This is a genomic window from Nocardia yamanashiensis, from assembly GCF_021183565.1.
Classification (GTDB): domain Bacteria; phylum Actinomycetota; class Actinomycetes; order Mycobacteriales; family Mycobacteriaceae; genus Nocardia; species Nocardia yamanashiensis.
In genome coordinates this window covers 338,757-357,157 of record NZ_CP089226.1, presented here as the reverse complement: position 1 = coordinate 357,157, position 18,401 = coordinate 338,757, and the positions used below count along the sequence as shown (strand labels likewise).

At 67.2% G+C, this 18,401-nt stretch carries 16 protein-coding genes; 7 read left to right on the top strand and 9 right to left on the bottom strand.

Features of this window, described 5'->3' with window-relative positions; all coding sequences use genetic code 11:
* Nucleotides 1–11: 11 nt before the first annotated feature.
* On the bottom strand, nt 12–875 hold the full coding sequence (locus LTV02_RS01725; RefSeq protein ID WP_233037416.1) for a GNAT family N-acetyltransferase: 864 nt from the start codon (nt 873–875) through the stop codon (nt 12–14).
* 68 nt (nt 876–943) lie between these two features.
* The gene (gene ispG / locus LTV02_RS01720; RefSeq protein ID WP_408639382.1) at nt 944–2,077 is read right to left on the bottom strand and encodes a flavodoxin-dependent (E)-4-hydroxy-3-methylbut-2-enyl-diphosphate synthase; all 1,134 of its coding nucleotides are present in this window, start codon (nt 2,075–2,077) and stop codon (nt 944–946) included.
* Between the two features lie 205 nt (nt 2,078–2,282).
* Here ispG and LTV02_RS01715 point away from each other — a divergent pair, with 205 nt between their 5' ends.
* Nucleotides 2,283–2,960, top strand: a complete 678-nt coding sequence (locus tag LTV02_RS01715) for an endonuclease V (protein WP_233037412.1) — start codon at nt 2,283–2,285, stop codon at nt 2,958–2,960.
* A gap of 3 nt (nt 2,961–2,963) precedes the next feature.
* Here the strand turns inward: LTV02_RS01715 and LTV02_RS01710 are convergent, their stop codons facing one another.
* From LTV02_RS01710 to dxr, 3 genes are all read right to left on the bottom strand, one after another.
* Nucleotides 2,964–4,751 carry a TerD family protein gene (locus LTV02_RS01710; protein ID WP_233037410.1) on the bottom strand — a complete coding sequence of 596 codons (1,788 nt, stop codon included), beginning with the start codon at nt 4,749–4,751 and terminating at the stop codon, nt 2,964–2,966.
* Nucleotides 4,752–4,951: 200 nt separating this feature from the next.
* Nucleotides 4,952–6,157, bottom strand: a complete 1,206-nt coding sequence (locus LTV02_RS01705) for a M50 family metallopeptidase (RefSeq protein WP_067711609.1) — start codon at nt 6,155–6,157, stop codon at nt 4,952–4,954.
* Nucleotides 6,158–6,180: 23 nt separating this feature from the next.
* On the bottom strand, nt 6,181–7,320 hold the full coding sequence (gene dxr, locus LTV02_RS01700) for a 1-deoxy-D-xylulose-5-phosphate reductoisomerase (RefSeq protein ID WP_233037408.1): 1,140 nt from the start codon (nt 7,318–7,320) through the stop codon (nt 6,181–6,183).
* Nucleotides 7,321–7,634: 314 nt separating this feature from the next.
* Between dxr and LTV02_RS01695 the strand changes: the two genes are divergently transcribed.
* On the top strand, nt 7,635–7,919 hold the full coding sequence (locus tag LTV02_RS01695; RefSeq protein WP_233037406.1) for a DUF2631 domain-containing protein: 285 nt from the start codon (nt 7,635–7,637) through the stop codon (nt 7,917–7,919).
* Between the two features lie 81 nt (nt 7,920–8,000).
* On the opposite strand, the gene LTV02_RS01690 is transcribed toward LTV02_RS01695, so the two are convergent.
* The 4 genes from LTV02_RS01690 to LTV02_RS01675 form a co-directional block, all read right to left on the bottom strand.
* The gene (locus LTV02_RS01690; RefSeq protein ID WP_233037398.1) at nt 8,001–8,672 is read right to left on the bottom strand and encodes a hypothetical protein; all 672 of its coding nucleotides are present in this window, start codon (nt 8,670–8,672) and stop codon (nt 8,001–8,003) included.
* 266 nt (nt 8,673–8,938) lie between these two features.
* On the bottom strand, nt 8,939–9,676 hold the full coding sequence (locus LTV02_RS01685; RefSeq protein WP_233037396.1) for a hypothetical protein: 738 nt from the start codon (nt 9,674–9,676) through the stop codon (nt 8,939–8,941).
* A gap of 244 nt (nt 9,677–9,920) precedes the next feature.
* Nucleotides 9,921–10,817, bottom strand: coding sequence for an SMP-30/gluconolactonase/LRE family protein (locus LTV02_RS01680; protein WP_233037394.1), 897 nt, complete (start codon nt 10,815–10,817; stop codon nt 9,921–9,923).
* Between the two features lie 140 nt (nt 10,818–10,957).
* Nucleotides 10,958–12,121, bottom strand: a complete 1,164-nt coding sequence (locus tag LTV02_RS01675) for a low temperature requirement protein A (RefSeq protein WP_233037392.1) — start codon at nt 12,119–12,121, stop codon at nt 10,958–10,960.
* 132 nt (nt 12,122–12,253) lie between these two features.
* Between LTV02_RS01675 and LTV02_RS01670 the strand changes: the two genes are divergently transcribed.
* From LTV02_RS01670 to LTV02_RS01650, 5 genes are all read left to right on the top strand, one after another.
* The gene (locus LTV02_RS01670) at nt 12,254–12,691 is read left to right on the top strand and encodes a hypothetical protein (RefSeq protein ID WP_233037391.1); all 438 of its coding nucleotides are present in this window, start codon (nt 12,254–12,256) and stop codon (nt 12,689–12,691) included.
* Nucleotides 12,692–12,891: 200 nt separating this feature from the next.
* A complete protein-coding gene (locus LTV02_RS01665; RefSeq protein ID WP_233037389.1) occupies nt 12,892–13,404 on the top strand; it encodes a DUF4365 domain-containing protein in 513 nt (170 codons plus the stop codon).
* Between the two features lie 9 nt (nt 13,405–13,413).
* Nucleotides 13,414–14,475, top strand: coding sequence for a hypothetical protein (locus tag LTV02_RS01660; RefSeq protein ID WP_233037382.1), 1,062 nt, complete (start codon nt 13,414–13,416; stop codon nt 14,473–14,475).
* Between the two features lie 26 nt (nt 14,476–14,501).
* A complete protein-coding gene (locus LTV02_RS01655; RefSeq protein WP_233037374.1) occupies nt 14,502–15,110 on the top strand; it encodes a hypothetical protein in 609 nt (202 codons plus the stop codon).
* Nucleotides 15,107–18,256 carry a helicase HerA domain-containing protein gene (locus LTV02_RS01650; RefSeq protein WP_233037372.1) on the top strand — a complete coding sequence of 1,050 codons (3,150 nt, stop codon included), beginning with the start codon at nt 15,107–15,109 and terminating at the stop codon, nt 18,254–18,256. Before LTV02_RS01655 ends, LTV02_RS01650 begins: the two co-directional genes overlap by 4 nt.
* Nucleotides 18,257–18,401: the final 145 nt, after the last annotated feature.

Here is an 18,401-nt window from a genome sequence, read left to right as displayed (position 1 = left end):
CCGGCGCGGCGTCAGTCCAGCAGCACCGTCGCGAAGGTCGCCACCTGCTGGAAGCCGACCTTGTCATAGGCGCGGCGGGCGACCTCGTTGTAGCAGTTCACGTACAGGCTGGCGGTGCGGCCCGAGGCCACCACGACGTTCGCGACGGCCGCCGTGCCCGCGGTGCCGAAGCCCTTGCCGCGATATTCGGGATGCACCCAGACGCCCTGGATCTGGCCGGTGCGCCGGGACAGGGCGCCGACCTCGGCCTTGAACACCACTTCACCGTCTTCGAATCGCGCCCAGGCGCGGCCGGATTCGATGAGGCTCGAGACCCGGCGGCGGTAACTGCGCCCGCCGTCCCCGGCGCGCGGATCGACGCCGATCTCCTCGGTGAACATGGCGACGGCGGCGACCAGATAGCGGTCGATCTCCTCCGGGCGCACCCGGCGCACCTTCAGATCGGGCGCGATGCCCGCGGTCTTCTCCAGCGCCAGCAGCGGTTGATCGTCGCGTAGCTCGCGCGGCTGACCCCAGTGCTCGGTCAGCAACTCCCAGAGCGGGAGCGCGAGTTCGCGGCGGCCCACCACCGACGAGCACACCCGCGCCCCGCGCACGGCCCGATCGGCGAAGGCACGCAGGTCTTCCGGACCGCCGCGCAACGGCACCAGATTGGCGCCCGAGAAGCACAGCGAGTCCTCCGGACCGCCCCGGCTCCACAGCTCGCCGTAGACGCCGCGCGCATCCAGCCCGTACTCCTGGAGGCGCGCGGCCACCATGCAGCTCGCCACCGGGTCGGTGTCGAGCACGCGCAAAACATGTGTCAGATCGCGGTTCGCGAGCTGACGGGTTCCGGACGATTTGGTCCGGCGAGTCGGCTCCAGCACACTCCGCACGTTCACAGCCTGCCAGAAAGAGTGAAAACGCGCCGCACTATCGCCTCGGACCACATGCCGACCAGGTTTTATCCGGCGGTGACGACCGGCGCTCCGCTGGGCGTGTCCTCGCCCATCTCCTCGGCGAGGCGCATGGCCTCCTCGATCAGCGTCTCCACGATGAGGTGCTCGGGCACGGTCTTGATGACCTCGCCCTTGACGAAGATCTGCCCCTTGCCGTTGCCGGACGCCACGCCCAGATCGGCCTCGCGGGCCTCGCCGGGACCGTTCACGACGCAGCCCATGACGGCCACCCGCAGCGGCACTTCCATGCCTTCCAGACCGGCGGTGACCTCGTTGGCCAGGGTGTACACATCGACCTGCGCGCGCCCGCAGGACGGGCAGGAGACGATCTCGAGCTTGCGCGGGCGCAGGTTCAGCGACTGCAGGATCTGACCGCCGACCTTCACCTCCTCGGCCGGAGGCGCGGACAGCGAGACGCGGATGGTGTCGCCGATGCCCTGCGAGAGCAGCGCGCCGAACGCGGTCGCGGACTTGATGGTGCCCTGGAAGGCGGGACCGGCCTCGGTCACGCCCAGGTGCAGCGGGTAGTCGCACTGCGCGGCCAGCTGGCGGTACGCCTCGACCATGATCACCGGGTCGTTGTGCTTGACCGAGATCTTGATATCGCCGAAGCCGTGCTCCTCGAACAGGCTCGCCTCCCACAGCGCCGACTCCACCAGCGCCTCCGGGGTGGCCTTGCCGTACTTCTCCATCATGCGCTTGTCGAGCGAGCCCGCGTTCACGCCGATGCGGATCGGGATGCCCGCCGCGCCGGCCGCCTTGGCGACCTCTTTGACGCGGCCGTCGAATTCCTTGATATTGCCCGGATTCACCCGCACCGCAGCGCATCCCGCGTCGATGGCGGCGAAGATGTAGCGCGGCTGGAAGTGGATATCGGCGATGACCGGGATGCCGGACTTCTTGGCGATGATCGGCAGCGCGTCCGCGTCCTCCTGACGCGGGCAGGCCACGCGCACGATGTCACAGCCCGAGGCGGTGAGTTCGGCGATCTGCTGCAGGGTGGCGTTCACGTCATGGGTCTTGGTGGTCGTCATCGACTGCACCGACACCGGGAAATCACTGCCGACGCCCACATTGCCCACCATCAGCTGACGGGTCTTACGACGCGGCGCGAGCACAGCCGCCGGTGCGGACGGCATGCCCAATGTGATGGCACTGCTCACGATCGGTTGCCTTCTTTCGTCAAGTCCTCACCCATCCGGTCCCGAGCTTACCGACGCTCGTATACCGGTCGCCCTGTGACGGCGGCGACAAGGGTACCCGTGCTGGGTGCGCGGGCCGGAACCGGCCGGGGCCTACAGTTCTTATTCGTTGCAGATGGCGCGAAGGTATACGGAGCGAAATGTGAAGGTAGCGAATCCCGATCCGTGGCCGGACAGCCCCGAGGAGGCTATCGCGCTACAGGATCGGCTGCGCTCGCGGGTGCTGGCGAGCAATCCGCGGCCGCCGCATTTTCGCACGGTAGCGGGGCTTGACTCGGCGTATGACGAGGACGGCAATGTGGTGGCGGCCATCGTGGTGCTGGACACCGAGACCCTCGAGACCGTGGAGATCGCGACCGCGCGGGGGCGCACCGATTTCCCGTACGTGCCCGGGCTGCTGAGCTTCCGGGAACTGCCGACGACGCTGCTGGCGCTCGAAAAGCTCACCGTCACACCCGATTTGTTCGTCTGCGACAGTCAGGGGCTGGCGCATCCGCGGCGGTTCGGGTTCGCCTGCCATCTGGGATTGGTGACCGAGACGCCGACGTTCGGGGTCGCCAAGAACGCGTGGGGGCGGTACGAGACGCCCGGGGACGAGCGCGGATCGTCTTCGGAGATCACCATCGACGGCGATCCGGTCGGGCGCGCACTGCGCACCCGGACCGGGGTCAAGCCGGTGTTCGTGTCGGTCGGGCATCTCATCGATCTGGAAACCGCGTGCGCGCAGGTGCTTTCGCTGACGCCGGAGTTCCGGCAGCCGGAGACCACGCGACGCGCCGATCAGCTGTGCCGCCAGCTGCTCAAGGAGCTGGCGGCTTAGCGTTCAGATCCGCGCGCCCTTGGCCAGATTGCAACGGCGGCACAGGATCTGGAGATTGTCGACGCTGGTCGCACCACCGCGGCTCCACGGGATGATGTGATCGAACTCCAGGTATTCGCTGGAGCCGCACTCCGTGCATTTGCCGCCGTCGCGCTGCCACACCTGCGATTTCACATCCTGCGGGATGGCCCGGGAATCGCGCTGGCCGGGTGCGAGCACCAGGCGTTTGGCCACCCGCAGCGCGCCCTCCAGCACCGCCGCGACGTATTCGGCATCGGGCACGCGATAGGTGCCGCCGCCCCGCGCGGTGGTGGCGGAGATGACCACGGTGTCGTACTCGTGGCGCACCGAGACGATCTTCGCCCAGGTCAGCTCGGTGCCCGCGCCGGTGCCGACGAACCGCAGCTTCTTGCTGCTGCCGATGAGCCGGCCGCCGGTGTGCTTGGGCCCGCTGGCCAGGTACTTGATCTGAGTCGAGTTGACGTCCACGTACAGCAGCTCGTCGGCCTCCAGATGCAGGTCCGCGCGTTCGATCCGGGGCAGCTCGCCGACCTTCACCTGGGTCAGTGAGCGACCGCGCAGCATGCGCTGGCGCAGTCCCTCGATGTGCTGGCTCGCGAGCGACAGATCGGTGGCGGCGCGCAGAGCGGCGACCGTGCGCTCGAAATTGTCCAGCTCCTGCTGATCGATCTCACCGTCCGCGAAGGCGAACGCCACTACCCGCTCCAGATGCGATACCGCCAAGGGCTGCAAGGCTTCCCGCCCCGTCGATTCGCTGATCATGTGGAACCGCAGCATGACCCACAGTTCGTCCCAGCGCGGACCGTCCGGACCGGTACTGCCCAGCACCTGCCACGCCTGCTGCCGCCACGTCTCCAGCAGCTCGGCGACCTCGTTCTCACACCAGCGGCAAGCGTGCGGCGCGCCGTAGCCCCCGAACCGCGGCACGCTCTTCGGCCGGCCGCATCGCGCGCAATGAGCGGGATCGTTGGCGGGGAACGCCTTTCGATAGTCCTCGGACCAACCGGTCCCGCTCCACCAGCGCAGGCGGTTGGGATCGGCGGGCGCGGGATACCAGCCGGCCGGCTGCGCTGACGCCGCAGGCGGGTCCAGGTGTGGCGAGCGCGGCGCGCCGCCCAAGGTCACATCGGGCACGGGCACGGGCGCTCCGGACGGCGGAGCGGGTGCCGGCGCGGGAGCTCCGGAAAACGACGGGCTCCGAGCCGGTTCGGGGACCGGAGTCCGGGCAGGTGCGGGCGGCGGAGCCGGTGTCGATGCGGGCGAGGCAGGCTCGTCGTCCACCTCGACGCCGAATTCCTCTGCCAGGCCACGCAATCCGCTGTCCCAGCCCTGGCCCACGGCCCGGAACTTCCACTCCGCGCCGCGCCGGTAGAACTCGCCCAGCACCATGGCCGTCACGGCTTCCGACCGCTGCACCACATAGCGCAGCAGTTCCCGGCCGCCATCGCGCACCGAGACGGTCAGCCCGGGCAGGTCCCGGAACGAGCCCTCGTCCATCGACCCGGTGATGACGACCTTGTCCACCCCGGGCTCGATCACGTTGAGCCCCAGGCGAATCGTGGCCCGCCCGCCGCCCGCCTCCTCCAGCGCCACCGCACCGGAGGGATGCCGGGGCGCGTTGAAGAACACGAAGTCGTCGTTCGACCGGATCTTCCCCGTCCCGTTCAGCAACAGCGCCTGTGGATCGACCTCGCGGCCCGAACTCCACTCCACCACCAGCGATACCGCCGAAGCCGCTACCGGCGCGTTCGCGCCCCGCGTCAATTCCACGACGCAAACACCGTTCCTTCTCACGCCAGAGACCGTGAGAGCGCCACCGCGCCAGGAACTTTGGATCCGAAATCCCCACCCGCGCTCAGCAACGCCCCGTATGCGGAACACTACCGAGCGCCACCGACACTCGGCGAGCCCGAGCGCTCACGCGGCACGCATTGTCGGTCGGCGCGGTTCGGTTTGCCGGATCCGGTGGGTCAGGGGAAGAGCTTGACCGGGTTGACGATATCGGCGACCAGGGTCAGCACCATGTACGCGCCGCCGAGCACCACCACCACGTAGGTGGCGGGCAACAGCTTCAGGTAGTCGACCGGCGGGCCCGCCGGCAGGCCCTTGCGCCCGCGCAGGGTGTTGCGGATCTTCTCGTAGATCACTACCGCCATGTGCCCGCCGTCCAAGGGCAGCAGCGGCAGCAGGTTGAACGCGCCGAGGAAGAAGTTCAGGCTGGCCAGGGTCAGGATGAACACCGGCCAGGCGCCGTGCTCGGCGGTCTCGCCGCCGATCCGGCTGGCGCCGTAGACCGACACCGGGGTCTCCGGATCGCGTTCGCCGCCGGTGATGGCGTGCCACAGGTCGGCGACCTTGGACGGCATCTGCGCGAGGGCCTGCACGGTGCGGACCGCGATATCGCCGGTGAAGGCGGCCGAGGCCGGGATGGCGGCCAGCACGTTGTACTGCACCGGGCCGTAGACGTCGTGTCCGACACCGACTTTGGAGACGGTCTTGGGCTTGCCGTCCTTCTCGGTGTAGACGGTGGCCTGCTGCGGGACGACGGTGATCGGATCGAGCACCTTGCCGTCGCGTTCGACGGTGTAGGTGAACGGACCGGTCTGCTTCTCGGTCTGCTCGCGGAACTGCGCCCAGGTGGTGATCTTGGTGCCATTGACGGCGGTCACGATATCGCCGCGCTTCAGGCCCGCCTTAGCCGCCGGGCCCTCACCCTCACACGGGATCGCTTTCAGATCCGGGCCCTGGTTCGACACGCAGGTCGGGGTGCTGAGCTGGGTCTCCGGCGGCTGATCGAAACGCGGCAGCCCCCAGGCCACCGCCAGGATCATGATGAGGATGAACCCGAGCACGAAGTTCATCAGGATGCCGCCGGACATGACCAGCAGGCGCTTCCAGGTGGCCTGCCGGTACATGGCGCGATCGACTTCCTCGGGTTCGAGTTCGTCGAGCGCGGTCATGCCCGCGATATCGCAGAAACCGCCCAGCGGCAGCGCCTTCAACCCGTATTCGGTCTCACCACGCTTCCACGAGAACACCTTCGGGCCGAAGCCGATGAAGTAACGCCGCACCTTCATGCCGGTCGCCTGCGCCGTCCACATATGGCCGCATTCGTGCAGGGCCACCGAGAACGTGATGCCGAGGGCGAACAGGATGAAGCCGATCGCGTACACCATGCCGGTTACGAACCCTCCTGGAATCAGCCGCGCACGATCGTGGCGGCGGTCTCGCGCGCCCACGCATCAGCCGCGAGCACCTCGTCCAAGCTACCGGGTTCGGCGGTCCAGCGGTCGGCTGACTCCACCACCCGGGTCACGGTGCGCACGATATCCGGGAACTTGACGATCCCGTCGAGAAACGCCTGCACCGCGATCTCATTGGCGGCGTTGTAGACCGCGGTCACGCAACCACCCGCCTGACCGGCCCGGCGGGCCAGCTCGACCGCCGGGAACACCTCGTTGTCGACCGGTTCGAAGGTCCAGGTGGAGGCGGTCGAGAAATCGCAGGCGGCCGCCGCGCCCGGCACCCGATCGGGCCAGCCGAGCGCGAGCGCGATGGGCAGTTTCATATCCGGCGGGCTGGCCTGGGCCAGGGTGGAGCCGTCGGTGAAGGTGACCATCGAATGCACGATGGACTGCGGGTGCACGGTCACGTCGATGCGGTCGTAGGGCACCCCGAACAGCAGATGCGTCTCGATCAGCTCCAGGCCCTTGTTCACCAGCGAAGCCGAATTCAGCGTGTTCATCAGCCCCATCGACCAGGTCGGATGCGCCTTGGCCTCAGCCGGATTCACCGACTCCAGCATCTCCGCGGTCCACCCCCGGAACGGCCCGCCGGACGCCGTCAGCACCAGCTTGTCGACCTCTTCGGCCCGCCCGCCCCGCAGGCACTGCGCCAGCGCCGAATGCTCCGAATCCACCGGCACGATCTGCCCCGGCTTGGCGGCCCGCGTCACCAGCGACCCGCCCGCCACCAGAGATTCCTTGTTGGCCAGCGCAAGTCGCCGCCCCGATTCCAGCGTGGCGAGCGTCGGCTCCAACCCCAGCGACCCCACCAGCGCGTTCAGCACCACATCCGCATCGGTCCGCCGCACCAGTTCGGTAGCCGCCCCCGGACCCGCAAGCCCCACACCCAATTTCGCCGCAGCCGCCTCATCCGCGATCGCCACGTTCGCGGTCCCGGTAGCCGCGATCTGCGCCGCCAGCAGTTCGGTATTCCCGCCCCGCGCGGCCAGCCCGACCACTTCGAACCGATCCGGATTCTCGGCGATCACCTCGAGCGCCTGGGTGCCAATGGAACCGGTGCTGCCCAGCAGCAGAACTCTCACAACGTCGGACACAAGCCCATTCTCTCCTGCGCGGCCCACCACTCGTGCCAGCGGGGTTTCCCCGCCACTTCCCCGCCCGGGGTTTCAGACCGCCCCGGCCATCGGGTTCCCCGCCACTCCCCAACCGAGAGTTTCGGGCTGCCCTCCCCTTCCGGTTCCACCGCTACTCCCCCACCCGGGAGTTTCGGGCTGCCCTCTTCCTTCGGGGTTTCAGGGGCTTGCCCCTGAGAGCTCCCGAGAGTTGGGCGTGCCCCTGCTGGCTACGACGTGGAGTCGTATGTCACGATATGACCCAGCAATCGGATTCGAGCCATAAAGGAGCGAAAGTGGCCTCGTCGGAACTGGACGCCGCACATCCCTCGGACGTCGTCACCAAGGTCGACACCGCCGAGGTTCCCTCCGCGGCTTGGGGCTGGAGCGGCGAATCCCGTCGTACCGCCCGCGCGGCCGGCTGGGTCGTCGTCGTCATCCTGCTCGCCATGCTCTTCGAGAACCAGCAGGGCAGCTCCTCGGGTTCCGGCAATGTCGGCTACATCTTCCTGATCCTGTTCGCGGCGGGCCTCGCGTTCGTCCTGATCCGCGACTCCATCCTGCAGCGCAAGCCGCGCTGATGCGGATGTAGCTCCGAGACAACAGAAATCGGGCCAGGTCACCTCCGATGACCTGGCCCGATTGCTGTTTTCGCCCGTGCCCTACTGGTTCTCGGGCAGGTTGATCCGGTTGAAGAACCCGATGCCGACCGCGATACCGGCGGGGATACCGGTCAGGATCAGACCGGCGGCCGCGCCCAGCGGGATACCGATGCCCGCACCGGCCAGGCAACCCAGGATCGGGCCGAATCCGGCGGCTTCCAGCAGCGGCAGGCTCAGGGTCGCACCACCGATCAGACCGAGCACGCAGCCCGCGCCCGCGCCGACGACGGTGCCGATCAGCGTGCCGACCGAGGTGGCCAGGCCGAACTGGGTGGCGGCGGCGGACACGGCGTCATCGAAGGCGTCCTGACGAACCACGTCGTGCAGCAGACCGGTCGGGCGCAGCGCCGACGGATCCAGGTTCGGGGTCAGCGTGGCGGTATTGCCGTCGATGGCCGCCGCGACCGGAACCGCCATGCCGTCGTTCTTGACGAAGGTCAGCGGGAACGCGGTGACGATGGTGCCGGCATCGTCGCGCACCTGCAGCTGGTCGCCCTCGGTGGTGAGCGAGCCGATATCGGTCTTGACGATGACGGAGTTGCCGGCCAGCTCGGTGTTCCAGTGGATGCCCGTGGCTTCGGCCTGCGCCGGGGCCGCGTTGACGGTGCCGGCGGTGACGCCCAGCGCCGCGATGACCAGAGCCGAGGTGGCGGCGAACTTCTTGATACGCATAACTTCTCGTCGCTTTCTTCAGCGGATGCGTCCTCTGCGGGGATCGCAGGTCCTCATCGAGCACCCGTGAATAGAGTCGTCAGCGCCTGTTGCCAAAATGTTGCCAATTCGTGGCTATCAGGATTCATCAAGCATGATTTCGTTACATTTCATGTTCTTGGAGTCTGTTTTCCTGCAGAAACAAGACCGAATCCCTGTAGCCATTAGATAGCAAGAAGCCCGCTCCGTCCACCGGAAGCGGGCTTTGACCTTGCGAATGCGCGCGACTACTGGTTCTCGGGCGCGTTGATCCGCTGCGCGAAACCGATGCCGACGATGATCGCGGCCGGAATACCGGTCAGGATCAGACCGGCGGCGGCGCCGAGCGGGATGCCGATGCCCGCACCGGCCAGGCAGCCCAGGATCGGGCCGAGACCGGCGGCCTCGAACACCGGCAGGCTCAGGGTCGCGCCGCCGATGATTCCGAGCACGCAGCCCGCGCCCGCGCCGACGATGGTGCCGACCAGGGTGCCGATGGCGGTGATGATGCCGAACTGGGTGGCCGCGGCGGACACCGCGTCGTCGAAGGCGTCCTGACGAACCACATCGTGACGGAACGCGTCCGAGGCCGGCTTGGCATCGGCCGGGTTGGTGCTCGGGGTCAGCACCGCGCGCAGACCCTGCACACCGGCCTGGATCGGGTACTCGAGATCGCCGAGCGAGTAGTTGAGCGGGAAGCCGACGAGCACCGTGCCCGCGTCGTCGCGGATCTGGAGCAGACCGTCGTCGGTGGTCATCGAGCCATGATCGGTGGTGACCACGACCGAGTCGCCCTCCTGCGCCACATTCCAGTGAATGCTCGGCAGCACCTGACCGACACCCTGATTGATGCCGTCGAGGAGCGAGGGGATGACGCCGGGGGCCGACGGAGCGGCGGGAGCCGGATCGGCGTAAGCGGTGCCGGCGGTGATACCGAGAGCCGCGATGACCAAAGCCGAGGTCGCGGCAGCCTTCTTCAACTTCATAGCCACTTCTTTGCTGTCTTGCGAGGGCACTCCGGGTTCAGAGTGGGAGGCTTCTCAAGCGCCCTAGTCAAGTGTCCAGCAAAGGTGTTACTGAAGGGTAGCTAAGAATGCGTTTTCATAGCGCATCTCACTTACCGGCCGGTAAATGTCGCCCAGCACACTATCGGGCCACGGGACGTATGACTCTTGCCGAGTTGTCCGCGGGGCAACTCACGAAGCACACCAGGGCCGCTCAGCAATCCGATCAGCGCAACCGCACCCGGCGCAGATCGCCTGCCTCGGAGGTCAGATACAGCTCATCCGGCGATCCGGGAACAGCCACCACGGCCGTAACGGGTTCGCCCGTCAGTACCGTGCAGCTCAGATGCGTCTCAGGATCGACGCGTACCAACTGGCCGGTCACGGTACCGACATAGAGCCGCCCATCGGGCCCGACCGCCAGATCGTCGGGCAGGGCGGGCGCGGTGAACAGCGCGGGCGACAGGTCCGCCGCCACCACCGGGTGCCCCGGATCGTCCAGTGGAATCCGCATGATCCGCCCGGTCGGGCTGTGCAGCAGCGCCACGTACAGCGAATCCCCGTGCACGGCGAGGCCGCCCACACCGAGATTGTCCAAGCCCAGCGCGCCGCGCGCCGCCGCCGTCCATGCGGTATCGGCACTGCCGTCCGGGCGCACCCGCAGCGGTCCGGCATAGGTCACCCCCACGTACAGATTCCCGTGCGAGTCGAAGTCCGCGCCATTGGCCATGCCGAGCCCCGAAATCACCGTCTCCGGAATCGGTTGCGCGGCGGCCGGATCGAAGCGGATCACGCCGCCGCGGCCCACCAGGGCACTGGTCGGGAAGTTGCCGGTGGTGACATAGAGCAGGCCGTCCGGCCCGAGCCGCACGGCGCCGGGAAGCTCGACCGGCACCGACCCGGTCAGGGTCCCGGCGGCGTCGTAGCGCTCGACCACGCCCCGCCCCGGGCGCGATACCCAGAGCGCACCGGTGGCGTCGAACCCGGCGTTCTCGGTCCAGTCCAGGAGCGGCGCCGGTGCCGCGATCACGGTGCGCACCGCGGCGGCGGGGCAGTTCACGGTCTCACCGTGCACCACCGCACCGGCCGGCGTCAGCACGCCTGCTGCGGCCAGCGCAATCACGAATCCCGCTCGACCCCAACCCGATACGCACGACAGACCCTTCGGCACGATTCCCCCGTTTCCACTTGACCGAGTACTGGCCCAGACAGTAGCGCATCGGGGTGCCGGGCCGAAATCGCTACTCGGCTGCTCGCCGGCGGTCAGGCGCGGCCCGGAACCTTGACCAGCAGGAGCGGGCGGCCGGTCGAGACGGACCAGTGCTCGTAGCCGTTCAAGGCGATCAGCAGCGCGGTCACGATGGCGAGGGTGGCGATACCGGGGAGGTGCAACGCGATCAGGGTGAGCGCGGCCAGCGTCACGGCCACGGTGAACCGGCCGACCGTGGGCGCGCCGAACATCCGCCAGCGGGTGTAGCAGAACGCGGAGACGAACAGCGCCGCGCCCATCGGCAGCAGGTAGCCGTTGACGCCGTGCGGCACTTCGGCCGGGTGCTCGACCAGGCTGCGCGCGCCGACCGCGACCAGGACCAGGCCGACTACCAGCAGGATGTGGCCGTAGCTGAGCACGTCACGGACGACCGCGCCGCGAACCTGGTTGGTGCGCAGCGAATGTTCGATGGCGGAGAAACCGAAGGCGAAGTACAGCCACCACAGCCCGCACCCGAGCACGAAGATCAAACCGATGGCGATCCAGGACAGCACGCCGAGATGCGCTGCCGCCGCTTCGGATCCGACGGACGCGACCGTCTCACCGAGCGCGATGATGATGAACGTGGCGAAGCGTTCCGGCAGGTGCGAGGCCCCGAACTGCACGCTCCGCATCCGCGGCGCCAGCACCGCCGGACCGCCGAAAGCCAAGAGCACCGCGACAATCCAGAGCCAATTGCGCACCGCGCCCTCCGGCGCCACCGCGGCCACCACCAGCAGCACCGCGGCCACCAGCGTCACCGTGAACGGATTCACCCAATTGGCGAAGGTCCCGGCCTCCGAGAACGCCCGCTTGCGCCGCATCTCCTCCCATAGCAGCACCCGCAACACCAGATGCGCCACCGCGAAAATCAACGGCTGCCCATGCCCACTGAACGCATGCGCCGCCGTAATAGCCATCGCGAACATGCACAACCCGCAAGCGAACAGGAATATCCGCTGCTTGTTCGAATCCTCCACCCCGTGCACCGCCAGCGTGGTCCCCACCCACGACCACCACATGACCGCGAGCAACAGCACGGTCTGCCCGACCGCCCCCCACCCCTCATGCGAAATAGGCAGATGCGCCGCCTGCGTCACCGCGAAAACCAGCACCAGATCGAAGAACAACTCGGCCCAACTGGCCCGCTCATGCGCCTCGTGAAGAGGTTCCGTCACACCCGTAAATCCCTGCCTAGCCCGCCAACTGCGGCGCTAACTGTAGCGCCAACCGCCACCCCCGACCCGCCCAGCACCACCGCCCGCCGGATTCCGCTGCGCGACTGTCCAGTTCGCGAGAACATGCACCCCATGAGAATCGAACAAGCCGTAATCGTCGCGGCAGCATCCGCCGCGGCGATCGGCCTCGGCTCGGCTTCCGCCTCCGCGGCGCCGAACCCGGCGGACACCCCGCGCACGGCCATCGCCCGCGCCTACATCGACGCCCTCGTCACCCACGACGCCTCCGCCGTCCCCTTCGCCCCCGACGCCACCCGCGTAGAAGCCGGCCTCAAAACCGGCTACTCGGGCCCCCAACTCGCCTACGACCTCGAACACGGCATCCAATACCGCGTCATCCAAACCATCCGCGACCTCCAGATGTCCGAATCCGGCGACCTGGTCAGCACCCGCTACCTACTCGACTCCGGCATCGCGGGCGTCAAACTCACGACGGTCGAGATCACCGAAACCTTCGTCGTCCGAGACGGTTTGATCCAAACCATCGAAGCGACCATCACGCCGGTCTGATTTCCGGACTTCGATCCACCCCGACCGAACAGCGCGGGCCCGCGAAACCGAAGCATCGCGGGTCCGCAGCGACCGCACCGAATACCGGACGGTAACTAGCGGACGCGCTGCCGAATTCCCCAAAACCGGTGTGCCGCATAGTCGTCCACCCTAAAGTTGGCCGACAGTCGTGGTGGGAGTTGATGCGGTCGGGAGGGGTCGTGCTCGACGCGCGAAATCATCAAGGAAAATTCGGTGCCGACTATGTTCGCGTGCTGGCGTCCGCCGCGGGCCTCATCTGGATGCAGGACGATGTCGACCTCGATGGTGTCGACCTATGCCTGAAACTACCCGGTCGCACCGACCGCGGCTTCTCACCGCGCATCGATGTCCAGGTCAAGACCGTCGCAACCCTTCGAGAGCGACAGGGCACGATCGCATTCGACAATCTCGACCAAGTGCAGTTCAACAAATTGGCCGGACCAGGTTTCACAGTTCCGCGGTATCTTTTCCTGATTCATGTGCCCTCGAGCGCAACCGACTACGCGGACCTGCGCACCGCGGGACTGCTGCTGCGCCATATCGGGTACTACCTGTCGCTCGCGGATCAGACGCCGCTGCCAGCACCGGACCGGAAAAGACATGTGCGGGTGAAGGTCCCGATCGGCAATATCCTCACCGCCGCGAGTCTTAGGGCGCTCGTCGTCGATAGCGCCGCGCTACCCACCGGATAGGGGGACGCCATGACCATTCCACCCGACATCGCAGTGGTGATCGGCTATCTGCGGGCACGCGGATGGTCCCCCACCGGGACATGGCGCACCGCGAGCGTATGGACATTGCGGGAATTCGATGTACTGGTGCCACCGACATCGACGGTCGCGGACTTCACGACGCGGCTGCGGGAACTCACTCGTTGCGTCGCCGACGCGGAGGATCGTTCACCCGAGTCCGTTTGGCGGGATCTGACAGCACCCGCCGACACCATCGCCTATCGGCGGCTGCCAGACGGAATACCCGGCAACGCGGCCGCAATGACCCATTCGATCGTGGCCGTACACGACCTGATCGCGACGTCCGCGCACACCGCGCTCGGGGCGACCACCGCGGCCGGTGGCACGCCGGTCCCCGGCCAGGTCCAGCGACTACTCGAGCGTGCGGCACTGACCCTGCGTGATGACGCTCCGGCGCTGGAGATTTCGCTCCCGATCGAAGCCGGCGATCCGGAATCTCTGGCCCGCCTGACGGCGACTCGTTTGCAGCTGACCTGCACCACGCTCAGGCAAGCACTGGACGCCGCCGATGCCATCGCCGTGGAAAACATTGCCCGACAAGAGATCTCGGCGCCGGAATGCACCGCGCTGGCCCGATTGGCCGGGCCCGATCACGGTCACGGATTCGAGCTCGGCTTTCGCTGGTCATGGTCCGCACCCCGCACCGATACCTCGATCGAATACCCGGCCGGGGCCGGCGGGCGGCTCGTATACCTGGGACGTAGAAGCGAACAGCAGCGCGACTATTCGGCCGCGGGTGTGGTCACCGGAACCATCGTCGGGCTGCACGACGACCCGGACGGGGCTCGCTGGCAGGCGAAGGTGCGCGGGACGCTCCTGGCCGACGGCGCCGACCGCACCCCGACCCGCACCGTCACGGTCACGCTCGGCGACAGCCGGAACTACGCGACAGCGCTGGCAGCGCACCTCGAAGGACATCGCATCCGCGCGGCGGGCACCGTTTCGTTCAAGGGACGACGAGCCAAGATCACCGTCGCTCCGGACAGCTTCACCGTGGAACACCGAATCTGACATCCAGAGAAAGGCAAGACGACCCTATGTCCGACGACCAGCTCACGCTCAATGAACGCTGCGTTCTCTTCATCCTCATGGCAGAGGCGCGCGAGCTGACCAATGTCGAGCTGTACACCATCGCAGGCCTTCGGCTCGACGGCCGGAATCGCCGGCGCCTCAACGACCTCGAACTGGTTACCAGCATCCTGGTGCGCCGAGCCTACGTGCACGAACTCACCGATCGCGGCGCACTGTGGTGCCGGGCGGAGCTGGCAGCGGAACGCCCGCCGCGATCCGGTAGCGCGGGCGGCGCCCTGTACTCGGTGCTGGCCGGTCTCGGCCGACATCTCGACGACACCGGGCACACGCTCGCCGAAATCTTCCGGCCGGACGTGGCCGGTCAAGTCGAGGCCGCCTACGCGGAACTGACGCGCGGCCGTGGCACCGCGCTGCGACTGACCGATCTCCGGGATCGTCTGAGCGAAATGCCACGTGCGGAGGTCGATCACGCGCTCAAGGAGCTGGCCCGCCGGGAGAACGTCCATATCCGCGCGGAATCGGATCAGAAGACGCTGACCGACCGGGATCGGGAGGCCGCACTGGTACTGGGCGGCACGCCACGACATCTGCTCATGATCGAGGTGTCACGGTGAACGAAGAGCAGTATCAGGCCCTCGCGGCTGTGCAGTTCAGCAGTGTGCTCGGCCCCGACCAGGTGTGGAGCCCGATGCGCTACCACGTCGACGGACTGCACACGAACGCCGTGCGAGTGGTCACCCACGCGGTGCAGGGCGCCAAGAACCGGCCGGGCAACACCCCCACCGGCGTGGTGCTCAGCGGCGATGCAGGGGTCGGCAAGACGCATATGCTCGGCTGGTTACGGCACTACGTCCAGGGTGAAGGCGGCTTCTTCTTCATGCCGAAACTCCTGGACAGCCAGTCGTTCTGGACGGGTGCGGTGCACGGCATCGTATCCCGTCTGCTGGATTCCGAAGGCGGCCAGCTGGGCCGCATGCTCGATGTGCTCATCGAGCGCGCCGGGTGCGGCCCGGAACTGCGTATGCGACTACGCGGCAATATCCCATTGCGACGACCCGACCTGGACGAGTTCCTGGAACGTGTCATGACCGTCGACGAGCACACCGTGTTCGAATGCCAGGATGCGCTGCGTGCGCTGATCCTGTTCCAGGCCAACAGCCGCGATCAGCGCGAGATCGGGCATAGCTTCCTCACGTTCGAGGACGGGATCGAGCCCGGCGACCGCGCCGAGTGGGGATTCCGTGTCCGCCACCGGAATCCGCAGTTGATCTTCAATGACCTGTCGAGGTTGTTCGCGCTGGCTGGGCCCATCGTGCTGGCCGTCGATCAGATCGACAGCGTCATAGCACGATCCGGGCTGCGCGACGAGGGCGATCTGGCGAATCGCTTGGCCGACGGTTTGATGCGAATGCGCGAGGAAACCGTCCGCACCCTGATCGTTGCCGCCTGCATCCCCAAGTCGTGGGATCTCATCGCCACCCGCGCGGTCAATTCGGCGGTGGATCGATTCACCAGACTCGAACTTTCCACGGCCTTGCCGTCCGCCAATGTGGCCATCGCGATCGTGGAGCGCCACCTCGGCAGCCTCTACGGGGAGGCGGGATTCGAACCGCCGTATCCGACCTGGCCGGTGCGGACCACCGCCTTCGACGATCCGGACGTCGGGCACTTCACCCCGCGCCGTCTGCTCCAGCTCGTGGAGGGCCACATCCGGGACTGCCTGGCCCGGAACACCGCCACCGAACTCGAGCACTTCGAGCACCGGCTCCGGGACCGGAGCCCGGCGACCGCCACCGTGTCCGCGGCGGAATTGGCCGCGTGGGACGCCGAATTCGAGCGGCTGCGCGCGGATGCCGATGTGGTCGGCCCGCTCGACGCGGGTCAGGAAGACGAGCGCATGCCGGTTTTGCTGGGCGCCGCGCTCCAATGCTTCGCCCTCGAACAGAGTGGCAGCGGGCCCGTGCTCACCGTGGATCAGCCGAGCAAGCTGCCGACGGCGCTACATGGACGGCTACGCCGGACCCTCGACGAGGACACCGAGGACGAGGAGCACTGGAGCTTCCGCGCCATCAATCACAGCAACGCGCGCGCGGTGCTCACCCGGATTCGCTCGGCGTGGCTGGAGGCCGAGATCGAGCCGGGAAGCACCAAGCGGCGCTTGGTCATACTTCGCAATGTCGCGTTCTCGAACGGCCCGGTCACCAAGACCACGCTGGCAGAACTCGAGGCGGCACAAGGCATAGCGATACCACTGTCCGCGAACGACTTACGCACCTTCACGGCGCTGGCGGCGATGTTGAGCGACGCGCACACGGCACCCAAGTTCGGCAACTGGCTCGAAGTCCGGCGGCCTGCCGGGCGATCCGAGCTGCTCGGCAAACTGATCGGCGCCACTCCCGAAAACTCGGCGAAGCCAAGCGATTACGACGCAGAATTCGGCAGCCGCTCCGACGGTTCGGGACCGGACAGCTCCGCACAGATCGACAGCATGGTGTCCGATCCCCCGGCCGAAGATTCCGAGCAGTCGATTTCACTGGGCAGCGGAGTAAGCGGCGGCTCGCCCTTCCGAATCTCGCTGGCACAGTTACGCAAGCACACCGCCCTCTATGCCAGCAGCGGGTCGGGAAAGACCGTGTTTCTCAAGCGTCTGATAGAAACCGTTGCCCTCCAAGGCGTTTCGTCGATCGTCGTCGATACCAACAATGATCTCGCCCAGCTGGGTGACCGATGGCAGTCACCACCACCGGGCTGGAATTCGGCGGATGACACACGCAGCGAGCGCTTCTTCGCCGATACCGAGGTGGTCATCTGGACCCCTCGTCGCGAGACCGGCCGGCCGCTGGCATTGAATCCGCTTCCCGACTTCAGCGGCGTACTCGATGATCCCGACGAATTCCGGATCGCCATCGACGCATCGGTCGCGAGTCTGTTCCCTCGCAGTGGACTGACCGGACGCAAAGTCTCCACCGGTACGGCCGTTCTCACCGAAGCACTCACCGATTTCGTCCGTGGCGGCGGCAACGATCTCGCCGAATTCGTCACCATGCTGGAGAACCTGCCGGAAGGGATCAGCATCGTGCGGAGTGCGGCCAAACTGGCCGCGGAGATGGCCGATCAACTGCGTGCCGCCATGATCACCGATCCGGTTTTCGGTGGTGCGGGCGCACGCTTGGACCCGGGCGCCCTGCTGACTCCGAGCAGCGGCAAGCGTGCCCGGGTCTCGGTGATCAGCTGCATCGGATTGGCCACGGAACCGCAGCGTCAAACCTTCGTCAGCCAACTGGAACTGGCACTCTTCGCCTGGGTCAAACGCAATCCGGCGGGCGACCGCCCACTCGGCGGGTTGCTGGTGCTCGACGAAGCGCAAACCTTCGCTCCTTCACGCGGAGTCACGCCCTCCACGGCCAGCACCCTCACCCTTGCCACCCAAGCCCGCAAATACGGCCTGGGATTGGTCTTCGCCACCCAGGCGCCGAAAGCATTGCACCCCATGGTCACCGGCAATGCCGCCACCCAATTTATCGGCCGCCTGAACGCCCCCGCTCACATGCACGCTGCGCAGGAGGTGGCGCGTGCGAAAGGCAGCCAGCTCGACGATATTTCGCGAATGCCAGCCGGGCAGTTCTACGCGGCCACCGACGGTGTCGGCTTCAGCAGAATCGCCACCCCGCTCTGTCTGAGCCGCCATGCCGACGCCCTCACGGAGGAGGAGGTGCTGGCGCGAGCCCGCCGCACGCAATCGCCCCGCACCGCCGGCTGAACCGACTATCCCGCCCAGAACCTGATGAGATCCTTACCGGCTTCCTTCGATGCCCGGAACCGGTCGGCAATAGGTCCGGCATAACCCCCGCGATCATCGGCCCTGCGACAATGGCCTCCCACTCGGCCAGCTTTCTCGCGCAGTA